The organism is Amycolatopsis sp. cmx-11-12 (assembly GCF_046269425.1).
Lineage (GTDB): Bacteria > Actinomycetota > Actinomycetes > Mycobacteriales > Pseudonocardiaceae > Amycolatopsis.
The window spans coordinates 39,089-56,689 of sequence record NZ_JADNQM010000005.1 but is presented as its reverse complement, the minus strand read 5'-3'; the positions used below and the strand labels follow the sequence as shown (position 1 = coordinate 56,689).

Genomic DNA, 17,601 nt, shown 5'->3' with positions numbered 1-17,601 from the left:
GAGGTGCTCGCGTGGTCCAGCGCTATGTGATGTCGATCGACCAGGGCACCACGTCGACACGGTGCATCCTGTTCGACGCGCGCGGCAGGCTCGTCTCGGTCGCACAACGCGAGCACCAGCAGCACTTCCCCCGACCGGGCTGGGTCGAGCACGACGCGGCGGAGATCTGGCGCAACGTCGCCCGGATCGTGCCGCAGGCGCTGGCCGACGCCGGCGCGGAAGCCGGGCAGGTGGTCGGCCTCGGCATCGCGAACCAGCGTGAGACCACCGTGCTGTGGGACCGGCACACCGGCAACCCGGTCGGGCGCGCGATCGTCTGGCAGGACACCCGCACCGACGCGATGCTCGAACAACTCGCCCGCGAGCCGGGCGCCGACCGCGTCCGGCGACTGTGCGGGCTGCCGCTGGCCACGTACTTCTCCGCACCCCGCGTCCGGTGGCTGCTCGAAAGGACCCCTGGCCTGCGGGAACGCGCCGAGCGCGGCGACGTCCTGTTCGGGACGGTCGAGAGCTGGCTGATCTGGAACCTGACCGGCGGTCCGGAGGGTGGCGTCCACGTCACCGACGTCACCAACGCCTCGCGCACCATGCTGATGAACCTGCGGACGCTGTCGTGGGACGACGAACTGCTGGAGTTCTTCGACGTCCCGCGCGCGATGCTGCCGGAGATCCGGCCGTCGACAGAGGTGTACGGGACGACGTCGCGGGTGGTGCCCGGGATCCGGATCGCGGCGGCGCTCGGCGATCAGCAGGCGGCGTTGTTCGGCCAGACCTGCTTCGCGCCCGGCGAAGCGAAGTGCACGTACGGCACCGGCAGTTTCCTGCTGCTCAACACCGGTCCGACGCCGGTGCTTTCGGCCCACGGCATGCTGACCACCGTCGGCTTCAAGATCGGCGACGAGCCCGCCGTGTACGCGCTGGAAGGCTCGATCGCGGTCACCGGCTCGCTGGTGCAATGGTTCCGGGACGGCCTCGAACTGATCGGCAGCGCGCCCGAGATCGAGACGCTCGCGCGCACCGTAGAGGACAACGGCGGCTGCTACATCGTGCCCGCGTTCTCGGGCCTGTTCGCGCCGCACTGGCACAGCGAGGCGCGCGGCGTGATCGCCGGGCTGACGTCGTACATCACGAAGGGACACCTCGCTCGTGCCGTGCTGGAGGCGACAGGCTGGCAGACACGCGAGGTCGTCGACGCGATGAACGCCGACTCCGGACTCGCCCTGTCGACGCTCAAAGTGGACGGTGGCATGACCGCGGACAACCTGCTGATGCAGTTCGTCGCCGACGTGCTCGACGTTCCGGTGGTCCGCCCGATGGTCGCCGAAACGGTGTCGCTGGGCGCGGCGTACGCGGCCGGGTTGTCCGTCGGGTACTGGCCGGATCTGGAGGGCCTGCGCAGGAATTGGCACCGCGCCGGACAATGGCTGCCGTCGATGAACCCCACCCGCCGCGACAGCGAGTACGCGCAGTGGCGGCAGGCCGTGGAACTGACGTTCGGCTGGATGCGTCCCGGGCCGACGGCCGCGCCGCCGGGCTCCGATCTGGTCGAGGTCGTCCTGGCCGATCACCGCCGGATCGAGCAGCTCTTCCGCGACCTCCGCAACGACGAGGCCGACCGCCCTGCGCTGGTCGCGGAACTTTCGGCGCTGCTGGTCGCCCACGTCACCGCGACGGAACGGATCGTCCGTCCTGATGCGACAGAGAGCGGCCTAGCAGCCGAGTTGCTGGCAGTACTCGAACCCGACGACTTCGAAAAAGCCTTGGTGTCGCTGGAGAATTCGGTCGACACGCATATCCGTTCGGAAGAGCGCGGGTTGCTGAACGAACTCCGGCGCACAATGTCCACTTCGGACCGCACGGGTCTCGGACGGGCTTTCGTCGCGGAACGGCAGCGGCAGCTGGATCTGGACTGCGGCTCCCCCGCGCACGTCCGCGAACAGGGACCCCGGCTGCGGCTCTCGTGACCCGCGAGTAGGTCGTGCTAGCCTGTCGCCGTGCAGCGCTGGTCTCGACTCGTACTCAAGCGCGCCGGCTGAACCAGGTCGCCGGCGCGCAGTCCGGCGACCCCTCGACACGGGGTATCTCCCGGGACCTGGCCCTCTTGGCCGATTCGTCCCGTTTCTTGGAGACCACGATGTCGCTCACCACGTTCCAGGTTCCCGCTCCCCGCTCGTCCCTGATGGTCCGCCGCCGGATCGCCACCTACTTCGTCGGCGGTGTCGAACAGATCCCCGCCCTGGTCGACACACTCGGCTGCCTCGTCCACGAACTGTCCGTCGACGTGCGCGACGGGGTCAGGGAAAGCGCCATGACCTGCGCCGTCCTGCTCGGGGAAGACGAGGTCGAGCCGCTGCTGGACCGACTGCGGGCCCTGCCCTCGGTCGTTTCCTCCGAACTCACGTGATTAGAGCCGTAACTCGCGAGATCTCCGTCCAATCACGCGAGATCTCCGCCCAGTCACGCGAGATCGCCGAACGGGCCGCAACCAGTCGACTACTTGCGGAAGCCCCCACCTGATCCGGCGACGAGCGCATCGTCCGGAAAGCCAGTCCGCCTCGGCCGATCGGCCGGTATCGGATCCCATTTTCCGGCCACATTTCCCGAAGCGCGAAGAATAGTTTTGTGCGGCTCGGCGCTGTTACGAATTCATGACATGAACGAGACGGGACAACGATGATCGTCTCTGAACATCGACATCATGTTCGACGAACGAACCACGCCGATCGCCGTTCCCGGCGCGAATCGGCGACTCCACCTTCGCGTGGCGGTGCTGATCGCCTTGCTGGTCGTCACCGGAATCCTCGGCTACGTGATCTTCCAGGCCAACGCGGCAAGCCGCTCGGCGCCGGGAAAGCGGGTCGCCACCGCGGTCTTCGACCGTACGTCGGGCAAGCAGGTGATCGGTGACCGGGGCACGGAGAGATTCCGCACCGCTTCGGTGGTGAAACTATTCATCGCGCTGGACGCGATCACGCACAGCCCGCGGAAGTCCGACGAGGCCCAGATAAGCCGGATGCTGTCCAAAAGCGACGACGCGATCGCCAACACGCTCTGGAGCCGGAACGGCGCGTCCGCGATCGTCACCAGGACGGTGGCGGCCGCCGGGCTGAAGAACACCGCCCCACCCGCCGACGCGGGCCGCTGGGGCGACACACTGTCCACTGCGGACGACGTCGTCGCGACCTACCGGCACATCCTCAAGCTGCCGAAGGCCAAGCGAAATCTGATCCTGAAACCGCTGCGAGAGGCGAGCAGGACCGCCGCCGACGGGTTCGACCAGCACTTCGGCATCCCGTCGGCCTTCCACGACCGGCCGTGGGCGGTGAAGCAGGGCTGGGCGGCCGGACGCGGCGCCGTGGACGCGCACACGACCGGGCTCGTCGGCGAAGGCGATCGCTACATCGTGGTCGTCCTGTGCAGTTTCGCCGAAGGCACGGGCCTCTCGGTGGCGACGGCGGCCGCTACGTCGGCCGCCTCGTCCCTGGCTCCCCGTCTGGAAAAGTGACCTGGGCCGCGTTCTCGACCATCACGCTGAAAGCGCTTACCAGCAGCTCGGCAAGACAGGCTCGCGGAGCCGCCGAAGTGCCTCCGGTCTGCGCCCTGAGCGCGGCGAGCTGCTCGTCGGCCAGTGGCGCGACCCGGTCCATGAACTGCCCGAGGAACCGCAGGGCCGCGGCGGGCGGCACCCCGGCTCCGGCCAGATCGGCGACCGCGCGTCGCACGGACGGGCGCACGACGGCCGGCGCCCCGGCATCGTCGCGGCCGACCACACCGTGCCGTTCCAGGCAACGGACGATCGCGGGCTGGTCGCGGGCGATGTCGGCCATCGCCGCGTCCAGCGGACCGTCGCCGCCGTCCACTGTGGCCGTTCCGAGCATCGCGGCGATGGAGGCCAGGTTGAAGCCCTGTTTCTGCAGCGTCGTGATGCGTTGCAACCGCCATAGATGCACGGGCCCGTAGTACGCCGACCTGCCGTGCCGGGCGGGGGGTGGCAGCAGACCTCTCGTCTGATGTGCCCGGATATTGCGCGCGGACATGCCGACGATCGCGGAAAGTTCTTCGATCGTGTATCCGGCAGACCTCGGCAAAAGGGGCTTCACGCCCACCAGCTTAACCAATGGTCGGATGAGTGCACCATATGAGCCGGTTCTTATGGCGATGCCACCGTCAACCGGCTGAATCAGCCAATTGCGATAAGGCCATCGATTTCGCCGCCAGGCAGGACTACTCCGGTCAAGTGATCTTGATAGGTCGGCGCGTTCCGTGCCGTTTAGGTGCAGTTAAGACATCTGATGTCTCACTCTGCCGCAAGCACAACAGCTGGGTCAGCTTCGGCAACGTCCCGGCGTCGGCGAACAAGTCGCCGATCACGAGCGTGTGGCAGCACGGCCGACGCCGACCGCGGGCACGTATCCAGCGTCGCGGCGGCCGATCCGGGTGGCGCGCGGGCGGTGTCGGACGTGTCCTGCGCCCGCGTTGCCCTACGCTGCCGGACATGAGAGCCGCGCTGCTGATCGTCGACATGCAGGAAATGCTCGTTCCCCTGGTCTGGCGCGGCGAGGAACTGGCGGCCCGGATCGCCGTGCTGGCGCGCGAGGCCCGCGAACAAGGGGTCCCGGTGATCGCGCTGAGGCAGATCGGCGCGTCCGGCACCGACTTCGACCCCGCGTCGCCGGGCACCAGGCTGAGCCACCTGCTCGGCCTCGAACCGATCGACCTCGTGGTCGAGAAGACGGCGACGGATTCCTTCTACCGCACCGGACTGGCGGCGCTGCTCGTCGAACGGGGCGTGGACACGGTGGTGCTGACCGGTCTGGCGACCGACTACTGCGTCGACGCGACCGCCCGGTCGGCGCAGAGCCACGGCCTGGACGTCGTCCTGGTCGGCGACGGCCACGCGCCGTCGTCCGACGGCGATCCCATCACCGGGCTGACCGCCGAACAGGTCATCGCCCGGCACAACCTGATCCTCAGTACGGCGATCCACCCCGGCGGGCGGTTGCGCGTGGTGCCCGCGGCGGAGGTCGACTTCACCGCATGATCACGAACTTCCTGCTCGACCACTCGGCACTCGTGCCGGTGGCGATCCTGCTGGTCGCGCTCGTCTGCGCCGTCCTCGGTCGCCTGCTCGCGGGCAGGCGCCGGATCCTTTGGGCCCTCACCGGGGTGGCCCTGGTGCCGGTCTTCGCGCTGACGCTGGTGCCCACCGGCAGCACGATCGAGGAGATCGTGTGCACGGTCCAGTTTTCCCTGCCCTCGCTGGGCGCGGTGGAACTCTTGGCCAACGTCGCGCTGTTCCTGCCGCCGGTGTACTTCGCCGCGCTGGCGTCCCGGCGCCCGCTGACGACGCTCGCCGCGGGCTCGGCGCTGTCCGCGGTGGTCGAGGCATCGCAAGCACTCGTGCCCACGATCGGCCGCGCCTGCGACACCAACGACTGGCTGATGAACACCCTCGGCGCGGTCCTCGGCGTTCTCCTCGCCGCCGTCACGGCCCGCCTCGCGAACCGCCGTGCTCAGTCGGGCAGTTCGATGGGCGCGATGTCGTCGTAGACGTCACCCGGCCCCGGATTCGCCGGGTCGGTCTCGCCGCCGAAGTGGTTCAGCACGCCCCACACCGCGTTCAACGCCGTCTGGACGGCGCCTTCGGCCCAGCCGGCCGTCCACGAAACGTCGTCGCCCGCGAGGAAAAGGCCGCGGTGACGGGCTTCGAGGCCGTCCTGCATGAAGTGCGTGAACAGCCGGTGCTGGTAGCGGTAGTGGCCGGGCAGGTTGGCCTTGAACGCGCCCATGAAATGCGGCTCGGCCTCCCACGACACGGTCACCGGGTCGCCGATGATGTGCCGCCGGACGTCGACGCCGGGATAGATCTCCCGCAGCGACTGGAGCATCACCTCGACGCGCTCGGAGACCGAGAGCGGCAGCCACTTCAGCGAATCGTCGGCCCAGGTGTAGGACAGGCAGATCACCGCGGGCGCGTCCGGATCGTCGCCGAGCAGATAGGTGCCGCGCGGCATCCGGTCGGTCAGTGTCATGCTCATCGTGTCGCGGCCGGTCTCCGGATCCTTGTCCAGCCAGAAGGGCCGGTCCACCGGGACGAACACCTTCGACGACTCCATGTAGTGCGTGCGCTCGATCGCGGTCCAGTGGTCGATCGGGAACAGCGCCTCGTCGCATTCGATCTTCGACAGCAGCATCCAGCTCTGCGCGGTGAACACCGCCGCGGGATAGGTGCGGATGCGGCCTTCGGTGTCGGTCACGGTGATGTTGTTCGGCGCGGTGCGGTGCAACCGGGCGACGCCGGGGTTCGGGCTTCCGCCGTGCAGCGAACTCAAACTCGTTCCGGCGGGCCAGAACGCGATGTCCTCGGGCGCGTGTTCCCACAGCCGCAACGGAAGCTGCCTGCTGCCGCCGACGATGCTGCGGTGCTCGTCGTCGGCGCCGGTGTAGACCACCCGCAGGATCTCCAGGATGGAGTTGGGGAAGTCGGTGTCCCAGCCGCCGGTGCCGAAGCCGACCTGGCCGAAGATCTCGCGGTCGCGGAAGGAGGCGAACGCGGGCGAGTCGCAGAGGAAACCGTAGAACGTCTGGTTGTCCAGCCGCGGCACGAGTTCGTTCCACAACCGCTTGATCGTCTTCGCATCGCGGTCCCGGATCGCGGTCTGCATCTCGGTGAACGCGGCCTGCTCGGTCAGCGTGCTGTCCCAGGCGGCGGCGACCTTGCCGAAAACGGCGGGAAGTTCGTCCGCCGTGCGCGCGTAGTGGCTCTCGCCCTTGAGATCGACGACGGTGCTCGGCGTTCCCGGCGCCAGCGGGTTCGGGAACGGCGTCGTCTCCAGGCCGACCTTGTCGATGTAGTGGAACAGCGCGGTGGACGCGGGCGGGAAACGCATCGCGCCCATCTCCGCGACGACGTCGTCCGGGCAGCCGGGGAAGTTCACCGTGCGCAGGCGGCCGCCGATCTCGGCGATCTCGTAGACGACCGGGCGCAGGCCGAGTTTCATCAGCTCGTACGCGGTGACGATGCCGGAAAGGCCACCGCCGATCACCGCCACCTCGGTGCCGTGCCGGTCGGCCGGAATCGAGCCGAGACCGGCGGGATTCGCGAGGAAATCGTCGTAGGCGAACGGGAAATCGGGGCCGAACATGGTGATCGGACGACCGGCCGGTTCGTCATGGTGGATCGCGGTCGGGAGAGCGGAAGTCATGCGGAGAGTCCTCGGTACAGCTCGGGCCGTCGATCGGCCAGGTGGGTGTTTTCGGCGCGGGAAGCGAGCAGCGCGGCCCGGTCGACGTCGGCGCTGATCAGCTCCGGACCGTCGCCCGCGCGGGCGAGCACTTCACCGGTCGGGGCGACGACGCAGGACCGGCCGCAGTAAGTCAGTTCCTGTTCGGTGTCGCACCGGTTCGCGTAGACGACGTACAGCTGGCTTTCGTACGCGCGGGCGGGCACCAGCGTGTCGGCGACCAGTTCGTACGGGCTCATCAGCGCCGTCGGCACCAGCAGAAGGTCGGTCCCGGCCAGCGCGTGCGCCCGCACCAACTCGGGGAACTCGACGTCGTAACAGATCACCAGGCCGACGGAGACACCGCCGAGATCGGCGCGTACGACCGCTTCGGTGCCCGGCTCGAACCAGGAGCGGTCGATGTCGCCGAACAGATGTGTCTTGCGGTAGTTCGCCAGACGGCGGCCGTCGGGGCCGATCAGCTGGACACTGTTGTAGACGTGGGCGCCGTCGCGTTCGGGATAGCCGTAAGCCAGCGCGACGCCGGTTTCCGTGGCCAGCGCGGACATCCGCGCCGCCGCCGGACCGTCGACCGGTTCGGCGAGCTCATGGGAACGGGCGCCGATGTGGTAGCCGGTGGTGATCATTTCGGCGGCGACCACGAGATCGGCGTCCGACGCCGCGACCGCGGCAGGGAGTTCGGCGTAGGAACCCTGGTGGACAGCGACCTTCATGCCGATGACGATATCTGCCGTATCGCTGCGCAGATAAGGGCGAATCGTTGCGCAAGCTGATGGCGAACCATCGATTCAGTGCACTGTTACACAATCCAGCGGCGATTTGTTGTCTGGATCACTGACGTGGTTGTCGTCGAGGTAGACCGGCACGTTGCCGATCACCGGCGGGCAGCACTCGGCAGTGACGATGTAGGAACTGGGACGTTCACTGTCCCGATTCCTACATCGATCGGCACCGCGCTCGCCGAGGCCGCGCCGGTGGAACTGCTCGCCGGAGAACATTTCGAACAGGGCCAGCATCCTTGGTACTACACGGCGTCGCCGGTGCACGACCTGCGGACCGGCGAACTGCTCGGCGTGATCGACGTCAGCGGGGCCGCGCTGACCCTGCACCCGGCGATCGCCGCGCTGGTGAAGACCGCAGGCGGCTGGCCGAATCCGAACTCTGGCGCCACCACCAGCAAGGCCTGGACAAACTGCGGAGGACGGCCGAGCCGGTGGTGGCCGGGGTCGGCGGTCCGGCACTGCTGGTGGACGACGACGGCTGGGTGGCCCACTCGGCCGAAATCTCCCCCGGCGCGAGGATCGCCGCGCCCACGGAGGGACAGATCCTCGCCGTTCCCGGCTTGGGCGCCTGCCTGCCCGAACGCCTCGCCGAAGGCTGGCTCGTACGCCCCGCCGACACCGCGCGCCAGGTCCGGCTGGACCTCGAACTCGGCCACGCACCCGTACTGCGGATGCTCGCGGGGGACGTCGGCTGGGTCCGCACCGTGACGCCCCGGCACGCGGAGATCCTGGTGCACCTTCACGCGACGGGTCCGGCCGGGCTTTCGACCGAGGCGCTCAGCCGGGCGCTCTACGGCGACGCCGAACACCTCGTCACCGTGCGCGCCGACGTCTCCCGCCTGCGGCGGCTGCTCGGCGCCATTGTGGACACCCGCCCGTACCGGCTCGCCGTCGGTGTCGAACTGGCAGTCCACAAAGGACTCGAAGTCCGCTGAGCCACACCTGCCGAGGCGAACTCGCGTGCTTGGACGGAGATCACGCGTGCTCAGAGACGTAACTCGCGTGATTAGACGGAGATCTCGCGTGATTGGGCGGAGAACACGCCCGGCCGGATCCCGCCGCGTGATCTCCGCCCAATCACGCGTGTTCTCCGTTCAAGCACGTGAGTTCGCCGTTCAAGCACGTGAGTTCGCCGTCTGGACACGCGAGGCGGGTGGCGTTAGTCGCGACGCCAGTCCCGGCCCTCGACCCGGGCCTTCAACCGCTGCAAGGTGATCGCGATGTTGGCGCGGTTGGCCCCGGCGCGGTCGGACTGGCCGGTGATGAAGATGGCGATCGGGACGAACCAGGACGGCATCCACAGCCAGTTCGTCACGGTGACGCGGCTGCCGTCCCCGTCGGACCGGATGTCGTACTCCCAGCGGGAAATCGGCACCCGGAACTGCGTGCGCACCCGGTAGGCGAACCGGCGCCCGGGCTCGGCTTCGATGATTTCGGCGTGGGTCACCCAGTGCCGCCAGCCGTTGCGGTTGCTGCCCGCGAACCGGTTCCCCACGGCGGCCTCGGTCGCACCGCGGATCCAGCGAGCCTTACGAAGCTCCTCAGCGCACTCCGCCATCGCGACGGGGTCACTGACCAGCCGGTACACGATCTCGGGCGGAGCGTCGACGGTGACCTCACCGGCGGCGAGCGGCTTGCAGATCAGCCTGTCCTTCGGCTTCGTCACCATCGTGCCTCCCATTCGACACCCTGAGCCCACCAGCACGAGGTCACGTGGTCAAGAGAGTAACCGCAAGTACAGCACGTACGCGCATTCCCGGGCGCCGGTCAGGTCGTCGGCTCGGCCGGGAACGTCACGCGGAAGCCCAGCGCCTGGAGCATCCCCGTCAGCATCGCCTTGGTGTTGATCTTGGCGCGCTCGAGCAGGCCGGAGTTCTGCGCCGCGTCGGCGATCCGTTTCTCCGCGGCGACGTAGAACTGATGCTGGTCCGGCACGGAGACGAGCGCCCCGAGCCGGTCGACCAGGCCGCGCTCCTGGCCGAAGACGTAGCTGCGCTCGTTGTCCAGGTTGGGTTTCGCCAGCTGAGGTTCGGGCAACCGCACCTCGACGGAGGTCCGGTCTTCCGAGACAGTGAGGGATTTCTCCGCCAGCGAGCCGAAATCGAGGTACGCGTCGACCGAGCCCGCCGCCACGAACAGGGTCCGCTCCCCGGCGATGCTCGCGGGCACCCACTTGACGTCCTTCTCGATGTCGACGATGACCTGGTAGTCGCCGACCGCGGCGTGATACTGGCTGAGGTCGCGCATGGCCTGCAGCACCGCGGGCTGCGAACGGTCCACAGTGGACGTTTCGAACGGGTTGAGCTTCGACAGCAGCCCGGTGAACTGCAACACAGCACCGACGATCAGCAAACCGACCAGGGCGAACGCGCCGAGACGCACCCAGCGTTTCTTCACGCCCATCACCGCCTCTCCAGCGCGGGGATACCCGGTGGACGCGGTCTCGAAGCGTCCCGGCCGGTTTCTCGGACGATCGGCCGAACCGGATTTCGCGGTTGGAGTAGTTTGACCGCATGCAAAACGTCTTGCCCGCGCCGGAGAAGACCGGGCTGAACATCTCGGCGTTGCACTGGGCGGGTTTCCTCGGAATCGCGGTGCTGGTGCTGGTCACGTCCGGGATCGGCCTGCCGTCGGTACTGGTGGTGGCACTGGGCGTCACCGGGATGGCCACCCTGGTGCTGTCCTGGCTGGGCATCGGACGGCTCGCCGCCGGCCTGCCCGAACGGCGGCTGTACTGGATCGCGGTCTCGTGGTGCGCGCCGCTGCTGGTCGCGCGCCCGCTGTTCAGCGGCGACATCAACAGCTATCTGGCGCAGGGGCTCATCGCGGCCAAGGGGTTCGACACCTATCTCGTCGGACCGGCGGAGGCACTCGGCGCCGATTCGCCGGTGACACTGGCGGTCAGCCACTACTGGCGGGACACCCCCGCGCCCTACGGACCGGCGTTCGTCGCGCTGGCCCGCACGATCGCCCACATCGCCGGGGAGGACTTCGTCCCGACCGTGTTGCTGCACCGGCTGCTGGGGCTGGCCGGTATCGCGCTCATGGCGTGGGCGCTCCCCCGGCTCGCCCGCCGCGTCGGCGTCTCGCCGTCGATCGCGCTGTGGCTGGCCCTGCTCAACCCGCTGGTGTTGTGGCACATCGTCGCGGGCGTGCACAACGACGGGCTCATGGTCGGGCTGATGGTCGCCGGGCTGGAACTCGTCCTCATGGGCGCGGCGAAGACCGGCGCTACCCGGCCGTCGCTGATCGCGGCGGGTGTGATCGCGGTGAGCGCCGCCGCGAACATCAAGATCGTGGCCGTCGCGGGTCTGCTGTTCGTCGGCGTCGACCTGTTCCGCCGGGCGACACCCACCGGCCGGGTGGCGGTGGCGCTCGGGCTGCCCGCCGGATTCGCCGCGGTCACCGTGGCGATCTCCCTCGGCAGCGGGCTCGGTTTCGGCTGGGTCCGCGTGCTCTCCGGGGTTTCCGGCCAGGTCCACAGCTGGATGGCGCCCACCAACGAACTCGGCTTCCTCGTCGGCGGGATAGGCAAGATCTTCGGCGCGGACCTGACCGACGGCGCGATCAAGGTGTTCTCGCTCATCGGCGCGATCCTCGGCCTCGCCGTCGGCGCCAGGCTGTTGTGGCTCACCTACCGCGAGAAGATGCATCCGCTCTACGGCGCAGGGCTGACCTTCGCCGCGATGCTGATCCTCGGACCGGTCGTGCAACCGTGGTATCTCCTGTGGACGGTCGCGCTGCTCGCCGTCAGCCTCACCACCGGCCGCGGGCGGTGGATCCTCGCCGGGATCAGCGCGGTGTTCGGTGTACTGCTCCCACCCGCGAACGGCGGCGCCGTGTCACTGGCGCTGGGCTACCTGATCGCCGTCGCGCTCATCGGCGGGACCTTGTTCTTCCTGAAGCGGAAGAACCTGTTGCCGGAGATCAGGTTCCGCAAGAGCCGGACGTAAGGACTCCACCGCGCGGGCGTCCGGACCGTGCCGGTGAGTTCCCGCTCGGCACGGTCCAGGCCGTCCTCGATCAAGGCGTCGTGCATCGGCCGCCAGAGCAGTGGGTACGTGAACCAAGCGGGATGCCGGAGCCGCAGCACCATCAGGTGCTCAAGCTCGATCTCCCCTGTTTCCCTGGCACGCAGGGTGAATTCGTGGAAGCCGTCGAAGCCGCGGGGCGCGGTGAACCGGAACCGGACCGACTTCCCCGGTTCGTAGGACTCGACGAAATACCGCACCGGCCCGTGCCCGCCGTCGGCTCCCACGCCGAGCGGCCGGTCGAACCGCAACGGCGGCCACGAGTCGACGGGCCAAAGTCTGTCGTCGTCCCCGGCAAGCGTGTCGATCAGCACGCCGACGCGCTCCGGTGACACGGCGAAAGTTCGGGAATGCCTGTTCCATACGCGCATCGCGCCTCCCAGTTCTAGAGACCTTCCACTAAAACCATAGTAGAGGATAGTCTCTGAAAATGGGACGGCCACCGCGGCACACCGCCGACGACTTCCTCGACGCCGCGGTGCGGCTCTTCGCCGCCGAAGGGGCCGCCGGAGTGACCATGTCCGCCGTCGCCCGCGAGGTCGGCGCGCCGAGCGGGTCGATCTACCACCGCTTCCCCGGACGTCCGGCCCTGCTCGCGGCCGTCTGGTTCCGTACCCTGACCAGCTTCCAGCAGGGCTACCTCGAAGCCCTGGAACAGGAACCGCCCCTGGAGGCCGCCATCGAAGCGGCGGCACAGATCGTCCGCTGGTGCCGCGCCCATCCCGCCGAGGGAAAACTCCTCTACCAGGGCAATCGCGCGCTCGGCGTCGATGATTGGAACGACGAAGACCGTGCTCGCGCGGACGAAGCCAACCGCCGCCTCGACGCGGCGATCACCAAAATCGTGCGACGGCTGCGCCCGCTGACCGGCCAGAGCACCGATGAACTGATGCTGGCCCTCGTGGACCTCCCCTACGCCGCGGTGAGGAGACACCTCGACCGCGGCGAGGCACCGCCGCCACGCACCGTCGACCTGGTGGCCAGGACGACCCGCACGCTGCTGTCGGGCTCGGGCTGAGTGTCTGTTGGTGAACCCGCGTCCGCGATCGCGTCGACAGGGCGCGACCTGATCAAACCTCTCACGTTGGCGACAGAGGCGCCCTGCCACCGCGATAGCGGGGCCTTCGGCCGGAGCGGGTTCACACGTTATGTCCCTTTCGCGAAGCACGTCGCAGCTCCGCCAACAGGCGCTGAGTTCAGGTCCGGACCGGGATCGCGATGGAGAACTCCCCGCCGTCGATCAGGTCGAGCAGCAGACGGGCCGCCGGACCGGGCGGCCGCTCGCCCCTGGTGGCGATCGTCAGCGGCCAGACAAGGCCGGGTTCGTCGACCGGGATCGTCCTGACCCCCGACAGCAGCCGGAGATCGGGCACCACGGCGATGCCGAGCCCCGCCGCCACGTAAGCGGGCACCGCGCGCAGATCGGCGACTTCGACGATGACCCGACGCGGGGCCCCGATCGCCTCGAACGCGCGGTCAAGGGCGACCCGGTTGCCGAAGCCGCGCGGATTGTCCACGAACGACTCGTCCGCGAGATCCGCCAAGGTCAGCGATCGGCGGTTTTCCAGTCGGTGACCGTCCGGCAGCACGGCGACGAACGGCGCCGCGCCGACCAGTTTGGTGTCGAGCCCGGCTAGATCGGACTCGGGCAGGCCGAGCAGGGCGATGTCGAGCCTGCCCTGGCGCAGGTCTTCGGCCAATCCGGTCGATCCGGTGATCGACACCGTGACGTGCAGGTCGACCAGCGGGTACCGCCGGTGGAACGCACCGAGCAGATCCGGCAGGTCGAGGTCCCCGACGCTGGTCAGGGTCCCGACGCGAAGACTGCCGCGCAGACCGGCGGAGGCGTCGGCGACCACCTCACGCGCTCTGCCGAGCGCCTCCAGCGCGGCCTTGGCCTCGGGCAGGAACACCTTGCCCGCCGGGGAAAGCTCGACCCGCCGCGTCGACCGGTCGAACAGTTTGACGCCCAGGTCGCCTTCGAGCGCCTGGATCGTCGCCGACACGGTGGACTGCACCGCGTACAGCCGTCGAGCGGCGCGGGTGAAGCTGAGTTCCTCGGCGACGGCGACGAAGCATTCGAGCTGACGGGTCTCCACGACGGCAATTATCGCAGTTCAGGATAACTGTGACCAGCATTGTTCGTTGGACTTGGATGATCGGAGGATCCACAGTGGAGAAATGCTGAACACCGTCACCCTCCCCCGTACCGCGCTCCGGCGGATCAGCCACGGTCGCGGCTTCTGGGTCATCGCGGCCGCCTACGCCGTCTCGCTGGCCTTCTCGACCGTTCCCACCCCGCTTTACGTGCTTTACCAGCAGCGTGACGGCTTCCCGACCTACGTCGTGACCATCGTGTTCGCGGCGTACGCGGTCGGCGTGATGGCCAGCCTGTACCTCGCCGGTCATGTCAGCGACTGGCTGGGACGACGGCGCGTGATCCTCGCCGCGACCCTGGCACAGGCGCTTTCCGCGACGCTCTTCCTGGCGTGGCCGGACGTCCCCGGGCTGATCCTGGCCAGGCTCGTCGGCGGCGCGGGGATCGGCGCGCTGACCGCGACCGCCACCGCGCATCTATCCGAACTGCGCGCCGTGGCCCGGCCGCGCGAAGACCACGGCCGCGCGGGACTGATCGCGACCGTGGTCAACATGGGCGGACTGTCGCTCGGGCCGTTGTTCGGCGGGGTGTTCGCGAGCTATTCGGCAGAGCCGCTCGTCACCCCGTTCGTGTTCTTCCTGGTACTGCTGCTGGTCTCGGCCATCGCGGTCGCGCTCGTACCGGAAACGGTGGAGCGCGCCGAGGAACGGCCCGCGTACCGGCCACAACGCGTCTCGCTGCCGTCGAGCGCGCGGCCCGCGTTCTTCGGCGCGGCGATCGGCGCCTTCGCGGCCTTCGCGATAACCGGCTTGTTCATGGCGCTGACGCCGACACTGCTGGCGCAGGGTATGCACGAGAGTTCGCGACTGCTGGCCGGTCTCGCGTCGTTCTCCGTGTTCGTCGCGGCCGCCGCGGCACAGGTGATCTTCGCCGGGTTGGCCAGGCGGACCCAGCTTCGGCTCGGCCTCGTGCTGATGGTGTCCGGCCTGGTGGCGTTGCCGGTCGCGGTGACCGCGTCCCAGCTGTGGCTCTTCCTCGCGGGCGGGATCGCGGCGGGTGCCGGCGTCGGGCTCGGCTTCCGCGCCTCGGTGGCCACCGTCGCCACCCTCGCCGAACCGCCGGTGCGCGGCGAAGTACTCGCGGCCCTGTTCCTGGCCGCCTACGCCGGACTGGTCCTGCCCATCCTTCTCGTCGGCATCGCGCTGATCTGGCTGCCGAGCGCGTGGGCGCTGATCGGGTTCTCGGTACTGGAACTGGGTTTGCTCGCCTGGTCGGCACCCAAGGTGCTGGCAGGGCGCCAAAACTGAAGCCCTGACCGTCCACAGTGGCGCGTCCGCGTGGGTGATCCTCGTCAAACCCGCGGGCGCCCCACACCGACGGTGTGCGATCCTGGGTACGGAACCTCGTGATCGAGGTCCCCGGACGAGTGGGTGCCGTACCCGGCCAGCGACAAGACGGCGCTCTGGGAGCGCGTCATGTCCTGGCTTGTGCTGATCGTTTCGGGTGTTCTGGAAGCCGTGTGGGCCACCGCCCTCGGCAAGTCCGAAGGACTGTCCCGGCCGACGCCGTCGGTGATCTTCGGCGTGACACTGGTGGCGAGCATGGTGGGTCTCGGTTACGCGATGAAGGATCTCCCGGTCGGCACCGCCTACGCGGTCTGGGTCGGGATCGGGGCGTCGCTCACCGTCGGCTACGGCATGTGGTCGGGCGCGGAAACCGCCTCACTGGCCAAAATTCTGCTGATCGTGGGGATCGTCGCGTGTGTGGTGGGACTGAAAGTCCTGCATTGAGCCCGGGCACGGTCCCGATGCCGGACCGCGTCCCTCACTGTGTGGATTTTGGTGCGTTAGATGACCCAAAATCCACACACCCCTCGCCCGACTCCACCGTTGCCTTACCCCTCAATAGCTTCGCGACGCGAAGGACGCCATCCCCGCATGCCACGCGGGGAAAGTCCCCTTCAGTCCCCCGAAAAGGGACCGCCCCCGACGCACGGACGACGTCGGGGGCGGTCGGGCCCGGGCGCACCCCTGCGTGTGGCCCGGACGGCTAGGCGGTCAGGAGCGCGCCCAAAGGGCGGGGACGTTCGGCGGCTCCCAGCCGGCCTGAGCAGTGTGGCCCTGCAAGGCCCGGTACGAAGCGCCGTTGTAGGTGACCGTCGCGCCCACGGCGTAGGTGGTACCGGCCGCCCAGGTTCCGGTGGGCGGGTTCGACGTCGTCGGACCGGTCGGCGTCGTGGTGGTGCTGGACGGCGGGTTCGAGCCGGAGGTCACCAGCCGCAGGTTGTAGACGCTCAGGATCTCCGAGATCGGCTGGAAGTAGAATGTGCCGCCCGAACTGCAATTGCCGGAACCGCCGGAGGTGACGCCCTGCGCCTGGTCGCCCGCGAGCCACGAACCACCGGAGTCTCCCGGCTCGGCGCAGGCGTTGGTCCGGGTGAGACCGGAAACGGTGCCCTGCGGGTAGTTCACCGAGGCGTTCTTCTGCTGGATGGTGCCGCAGCGCCAGCCGGTCGTGGAACCGGAGCGGCAGACCGAAGCGCCGATCGCGGCCTCCTGCGAGCCCGCCACCGGCACGGTGCCCGGGTAGCGGTTCACCAGCGGACGCGGGGTGTTGCCCGCGTCCACGCGGACCCATCCGTAGTCGTTGCCGGGGAAGCTGGAGCCCGCGACGCTCCCGCTCGGGTTCGAGGTCCGCGTGCCGGTGGTGCCGCAGTGCCCGGCGGTCACGAAGCCGCCCTCGACCGAGAAACCGATCGAGCAGCGGCCCGAACCGAACGTGTAGGCGTTGCCGCCGATGACGTCGATCAGCGGGACCGGGCTCTCGGTGCTGGCCTCGACCCGCACCGCGTCGGCCCGCACGCCGGAGGCGGTGGCCCACGACTTCGCGGCGGCCTCGGTGCCGGCGTTGGCGAGTACGACGATCGAGTTGGTGGCGGCGTCGACGTACCAGCCGGGCACGGACTTCGGCGCGCTGGTTCCCTTGGCGTCCAACGAGAGCTTCGCCGCGTCGAGCTGGGCGGCACTCCGCGCGACGATCTTGGGGGTCGCGCCCGCCTCGCGGACGGCGCTCTCCAGCGCGGCGTCGGTGACCGCGACGGTCAGCGTGGTCCCGGCCGCGTCCAGCCACGATCCCGCGTAGGACGAACCGAGTCTGCTCTTGAGGGCGCTGTCGGCGCGGGCCGCCGTCTGCTCACCGGCGAGGCGGGTCTTTGCCTGATCCGGACTGATCTTCAGGTCGCGCGACAAGGCGGCGACGATCTCCGACTGGACCTGGTCGGCCGCCGAGACGGTCTGGCCGGCGCTGGCGCTCGGTGTCAGCGCGATGGCCGTGACCAGGCCGGCGCCGGTGATGGCCGCCGCGGCGGCCGCTACGATCTTACGGTTCATTTCAGGCGCTTCCTCAAGACGTACCGGAAGGGGATCTCGTCCCCGACCGTACGAGGC

Annotated in this window: 19 protein-coding genes and 1 riboswitch; of the genes, 10 read left to right on the top strand and 9 right to left on the bottom strand. The window is 68.9% G+C overall.

Annotated features, from left to right (window positions below; translation table 11 throughout):
* Positions 1 to 11: 11 nt before the first annotated feature.
* The 3 genes from glpK (at position 12) to ACLARN_RS08635 (ending at position 3,505) form a co-directional block, all read left to right on the top strand.
* Complete coding sequence (gene glpK, locus ACLARN_RS08645) at positions 12 to 1,964, top strand: glycerol kinase GlpK (protein ID WP_409490783.1); 1,953 nt, start codon at positions 12 to 14, stop codon at positions 1,962 to 1,964.
* A gap of 170 nt (positions 1,965 to 2,134) precedes the next feature.
* Positions 2,135 to 2,404 carry a hypothetical protein gene (locus ACLARN_RS08640; protein WP_409490782.1) on the top strand — a complete coding sequence of 90 codons (270 nt, stop codon included), beginning with the start codon at positions 2,135 to 2,137 and terminating at the stop codon, positions 2,402 to 2,404.
* 294 nt (positions 2,405 to 2,698) lie between these two features.
* Positions 2,699 to 3,505: a serine hydrolase gene (locus ACLARN_RS08635; protein ID WP_409490781.1), complete on the top strand. Its 807-nt coding sequence runs from the start codon at positions 2,699 to 2,701 to the stop codon at positions 3,503 to 3,505.
* Here ACLARN_RS08635 and ACLARN_RS08630 read toward each other — a convergent pair.
* The gene (locus ACLARN_RS08630) at positions 3,462 to 4,100 is read right to left on the bottom strand and encodes a MerR family transcriptional regulator (RefSeq protein WP_409490780.1); all 639 of its coding nucleotides are present in this window, start codon (positions 4,098 to 4,100) and stop codon (positions 3,462 to 3,464) included. The genes ACLARN_RS08635 and ACLARN_RS08630 overlap by 44 nt on opposite strands.
* Positions 4,101 to 4,495: 395 nt before the next feature.
* Here ACLARN_RS08630 and ACLARN_RS08625 point away from each other — a divergent pair, with 395 nt between their 5' ends.
* Positions 4,496 to 5,041 carry a cysteine hydrolase family protein gene (locus tag ACLARN_RS08625; protein WP_409490779.1) on the top strand — a complete coding sequence of 182 codons (546 nt, stop codon included), beginning with the start codon at positions 4,496 to 4,498 and terminating at the stop codon, positions 5,039 to 5,041.
* On the top strand, positions 5,038 to 5,550 hold the full coding sequence (locus tag ACLARN_RS08620) for a VanZ family protein (RefSeq protein ID WP_409490778.1): 513 nt from the start codon (positions 5,038 to 5,040) through the stop codon (positions 5,548 to 5,550). Before ACLARN_RS08625 ends, ACLARN_RS08620 begins: the two co-directional genes overlap by 4 nt.
* Here ACLARN_RS08620 and ACLARN_RS08615 read toward each other — a convergent pair.
* The 3 genes from ACLARN_RS08615 to ACLARN_RS08605 all read right to left on the bottom strand — a co-directional run bounded on the left by ACLARN_RS08615 (position 5,514) and on the right by ACLARN_RS08605 (position 8,260).
* The gene (locus ACLARN_RS08615; RefSeq protein WP_409490777.1) at positions 5,514 to 7,205 is read right to left on the bottom strand and encodes a flavin monoamine oxidase family protein; all 1,692 of its coding nucleotides are present in this window, start codon (positions 7,203 to 7,205) and stop codon (positions 5,514 to 5,516) included. The genes ACLARN_RS08620 and ACLARN_RS08615 overlap by 37 nt on opposite strands.
* Positions 7,202 to 7,957 carry a carbon-nitrogen hydrolase family protein gene (locus ACLARN_RS08610; RefSeq protein WP_409490776.1) on the bottom strand — a complete coding sequence of 252 codons (756 nt, stop codon included), beginning with the start codon at positions 7,955 to 7,957 and terminating at the stop codon, positions 7,202 to 7,204. The genes ACLARN_RS08615 and ACLARN_RS08610 overlap by 4 nt, the downstream gene beginning before the upstream one ends.
* Before the next feature lie 75 nt (positions 7,958 to 8,032).
* A complete protein-coding gene (locus tag ACLARN_RS08605) occupies positions 8,033 to 8,260 on the bottom strand; it encodes a hypothetical protein (protein WP_409490775.1) in 228 nt (75 codons plus the stop codon).
* A 197-nt stretch (positions 8,261 to 8,457) separates the two neighbouring features.
* Here ACLARN_RS08605 and ACLARN_RS08600 point away from each other — a divergent pair, with 197 nt between their 5' ends.
* The gene (locus ACLARN_RS08600; protein ID WP_409490774.1) at positions 8,458 to 8,961 is read left to right on the top strand and encodes a hypothetical protein; all 504 of its coding nucleotides are present in this window, start codon (positions 8,458 to 8,460) and stop codon (positions 8,959 to 8,961) included.
* A gap of 224 nt (positions 8,962 to 9,185) precedes the next feature.
* Here ACLARN_RS08600 and ACLARN_RS08595 read toward each other — a convergent pair whose 3' ends face one another.
* Both ACLARN_RS08595 and ACLARN_RS08590 read right to left on the bottom strand, forming a co-directional pair.
* Complete coding sequence (locus ACLARN_RS08595) at positions 9,186 to 9,695, bottom strand: SRPBCC family protein (protein WP_409490773.1); 510 nt, start codon at positions 9,693 to 9,695, stop codon at positions 9,186 to 9,188.
* Positions 9,696 to 9,793: 98 nt separating this feature from the next.
* Positions 9,794 to 10,429, bottom strand: a complete 636-nt coding sequence (locus ACLARN_RS08590) for a DUF4230 domain-containing protein (protein WP_409490772.1) — start codon at positions 10,427 to 10,429, stop codon at positions 9,794 to 9,796.
* 110 nt (positions 10,430 to 10,539) lie between these two features.
* On the opposite strand from ACLARN_RS08590, the gene mptB reads away from it, so the two are divergent.
* The gene (mptB, locus tag ACLARN_RS08585) at positions 10,540 to 11,979 is read left to right on the top strand and encodes a polyprenol phosphomannose-dependent alpha 1,6 mannosyltransferase MptB (protein WP_409490771.1); all 1,440 of its coding nucleotides are present in this window, start codon (positions 10,540 to 10,542) and stop codon (positions 11,977 to 11,979) included.
* Here mptB and ACLARN_RS08580 read toward each other — a convergent pair.
* Positions 11,883 to 12,392: an SRPBCC family protein gene (locus ACLARN_RS08580; RefSeq protein ID WP_409490770.1), complete on the bottom strand. Its 510-nt coding sequence runs from the start codon at positions 12,390 to 12,392 to the stop codon at positions 11,883 to 11,885. The two genes, mptB and ACLARN_RS08580, sit on opposite strands and share 97 nt — an antisense overlap.
* A 95-nt stretch (positions 12,393 to 12,487) precedes the next feature.
* On the opposite strand from ACLARN_RS08580, the gene ACLARN_RS08575 reads away from it, so the two are divergent.
* Positions 12,488 to 13,075 (top strand): TetR/AcrR family transcriptional regulator, encoded by a 588-nt coding sequence (locus ACLARN_RS08575; protein ID WP_409490769.1) that lies wholly within the window; start codon positions 12,488 to 12,490, stop codon positions 13,073 to 13,075.
* A gap of 178 nt (positions 13,076 to 13,253) precedes the next feature.
* On the opposite strand, the gene ACLARN_RS08570 is transcribed toward ACLARN_RS08575, so the two are convergent.
* A complete protein-coding gene (locus tag ACLARN_RS08570; protein ID WP_409490768.1) occupies positions 13,254 to 14,156 on the bottom strand; it encodes a LysR family transcriptional regulator in 903 nt (300 codons plus the stop codon).
* 82 nt (positions 14,157 to 14,238) lie between these two features.
* Here ACLARN_RS08570 and ACLARN_RS08565 point away from each other — a divergent pair, with 82 nt between their 5' ends.
* Entirely contained in the window at positions 14,239 to 15,462 is a 1,224-nt protein-coding gene (locus ACLARN_RS08565; RefSeq protein ID WP_409490767.1) for an MFS transporter, read from the top strand.
* 89 nt (positions 15,463 to 15,551) lie between these two features.
* Positions 15,552 to 15,619: riboswitch (guanidine-III (ykkC-III) riboswitch) on the top strand.
* A gap of 11 nt (positions 15,620 to 15,630) precedes the next feature.
* Positions 15,631 to 15,945: a DMT family transporter gene (locus ACLARN_RS08560; protein ID WP_076168905.1), complete on the top strand. Its 315-nt coding sequence runs from the start codon at positions 15,631 to 15,633 to the stop codon at positions 15,943 to 15,945.
* 267 nt (positions 15,946 to 16,212) lie between these two features.
* Here the strand turns inward: ACLARN_RS08560 and ACLARN_RS08555 are convergent, their stop codons facing one another.
* On the bottom strand, positions 16,213 to 17,544 hold the full coding sequence (locus ACLARN_RS08555) for an alpha-lytic protease prodomain-containing protein (protein WP_409490766.1): 1,332 nt from the start codon (positions 17,542 to 17,544) through the stop codon (positions 16,213 to 16,215).
* Between the last annotated feature and the right edge of the window lie 57 nt (positions 17,545 to 17,601).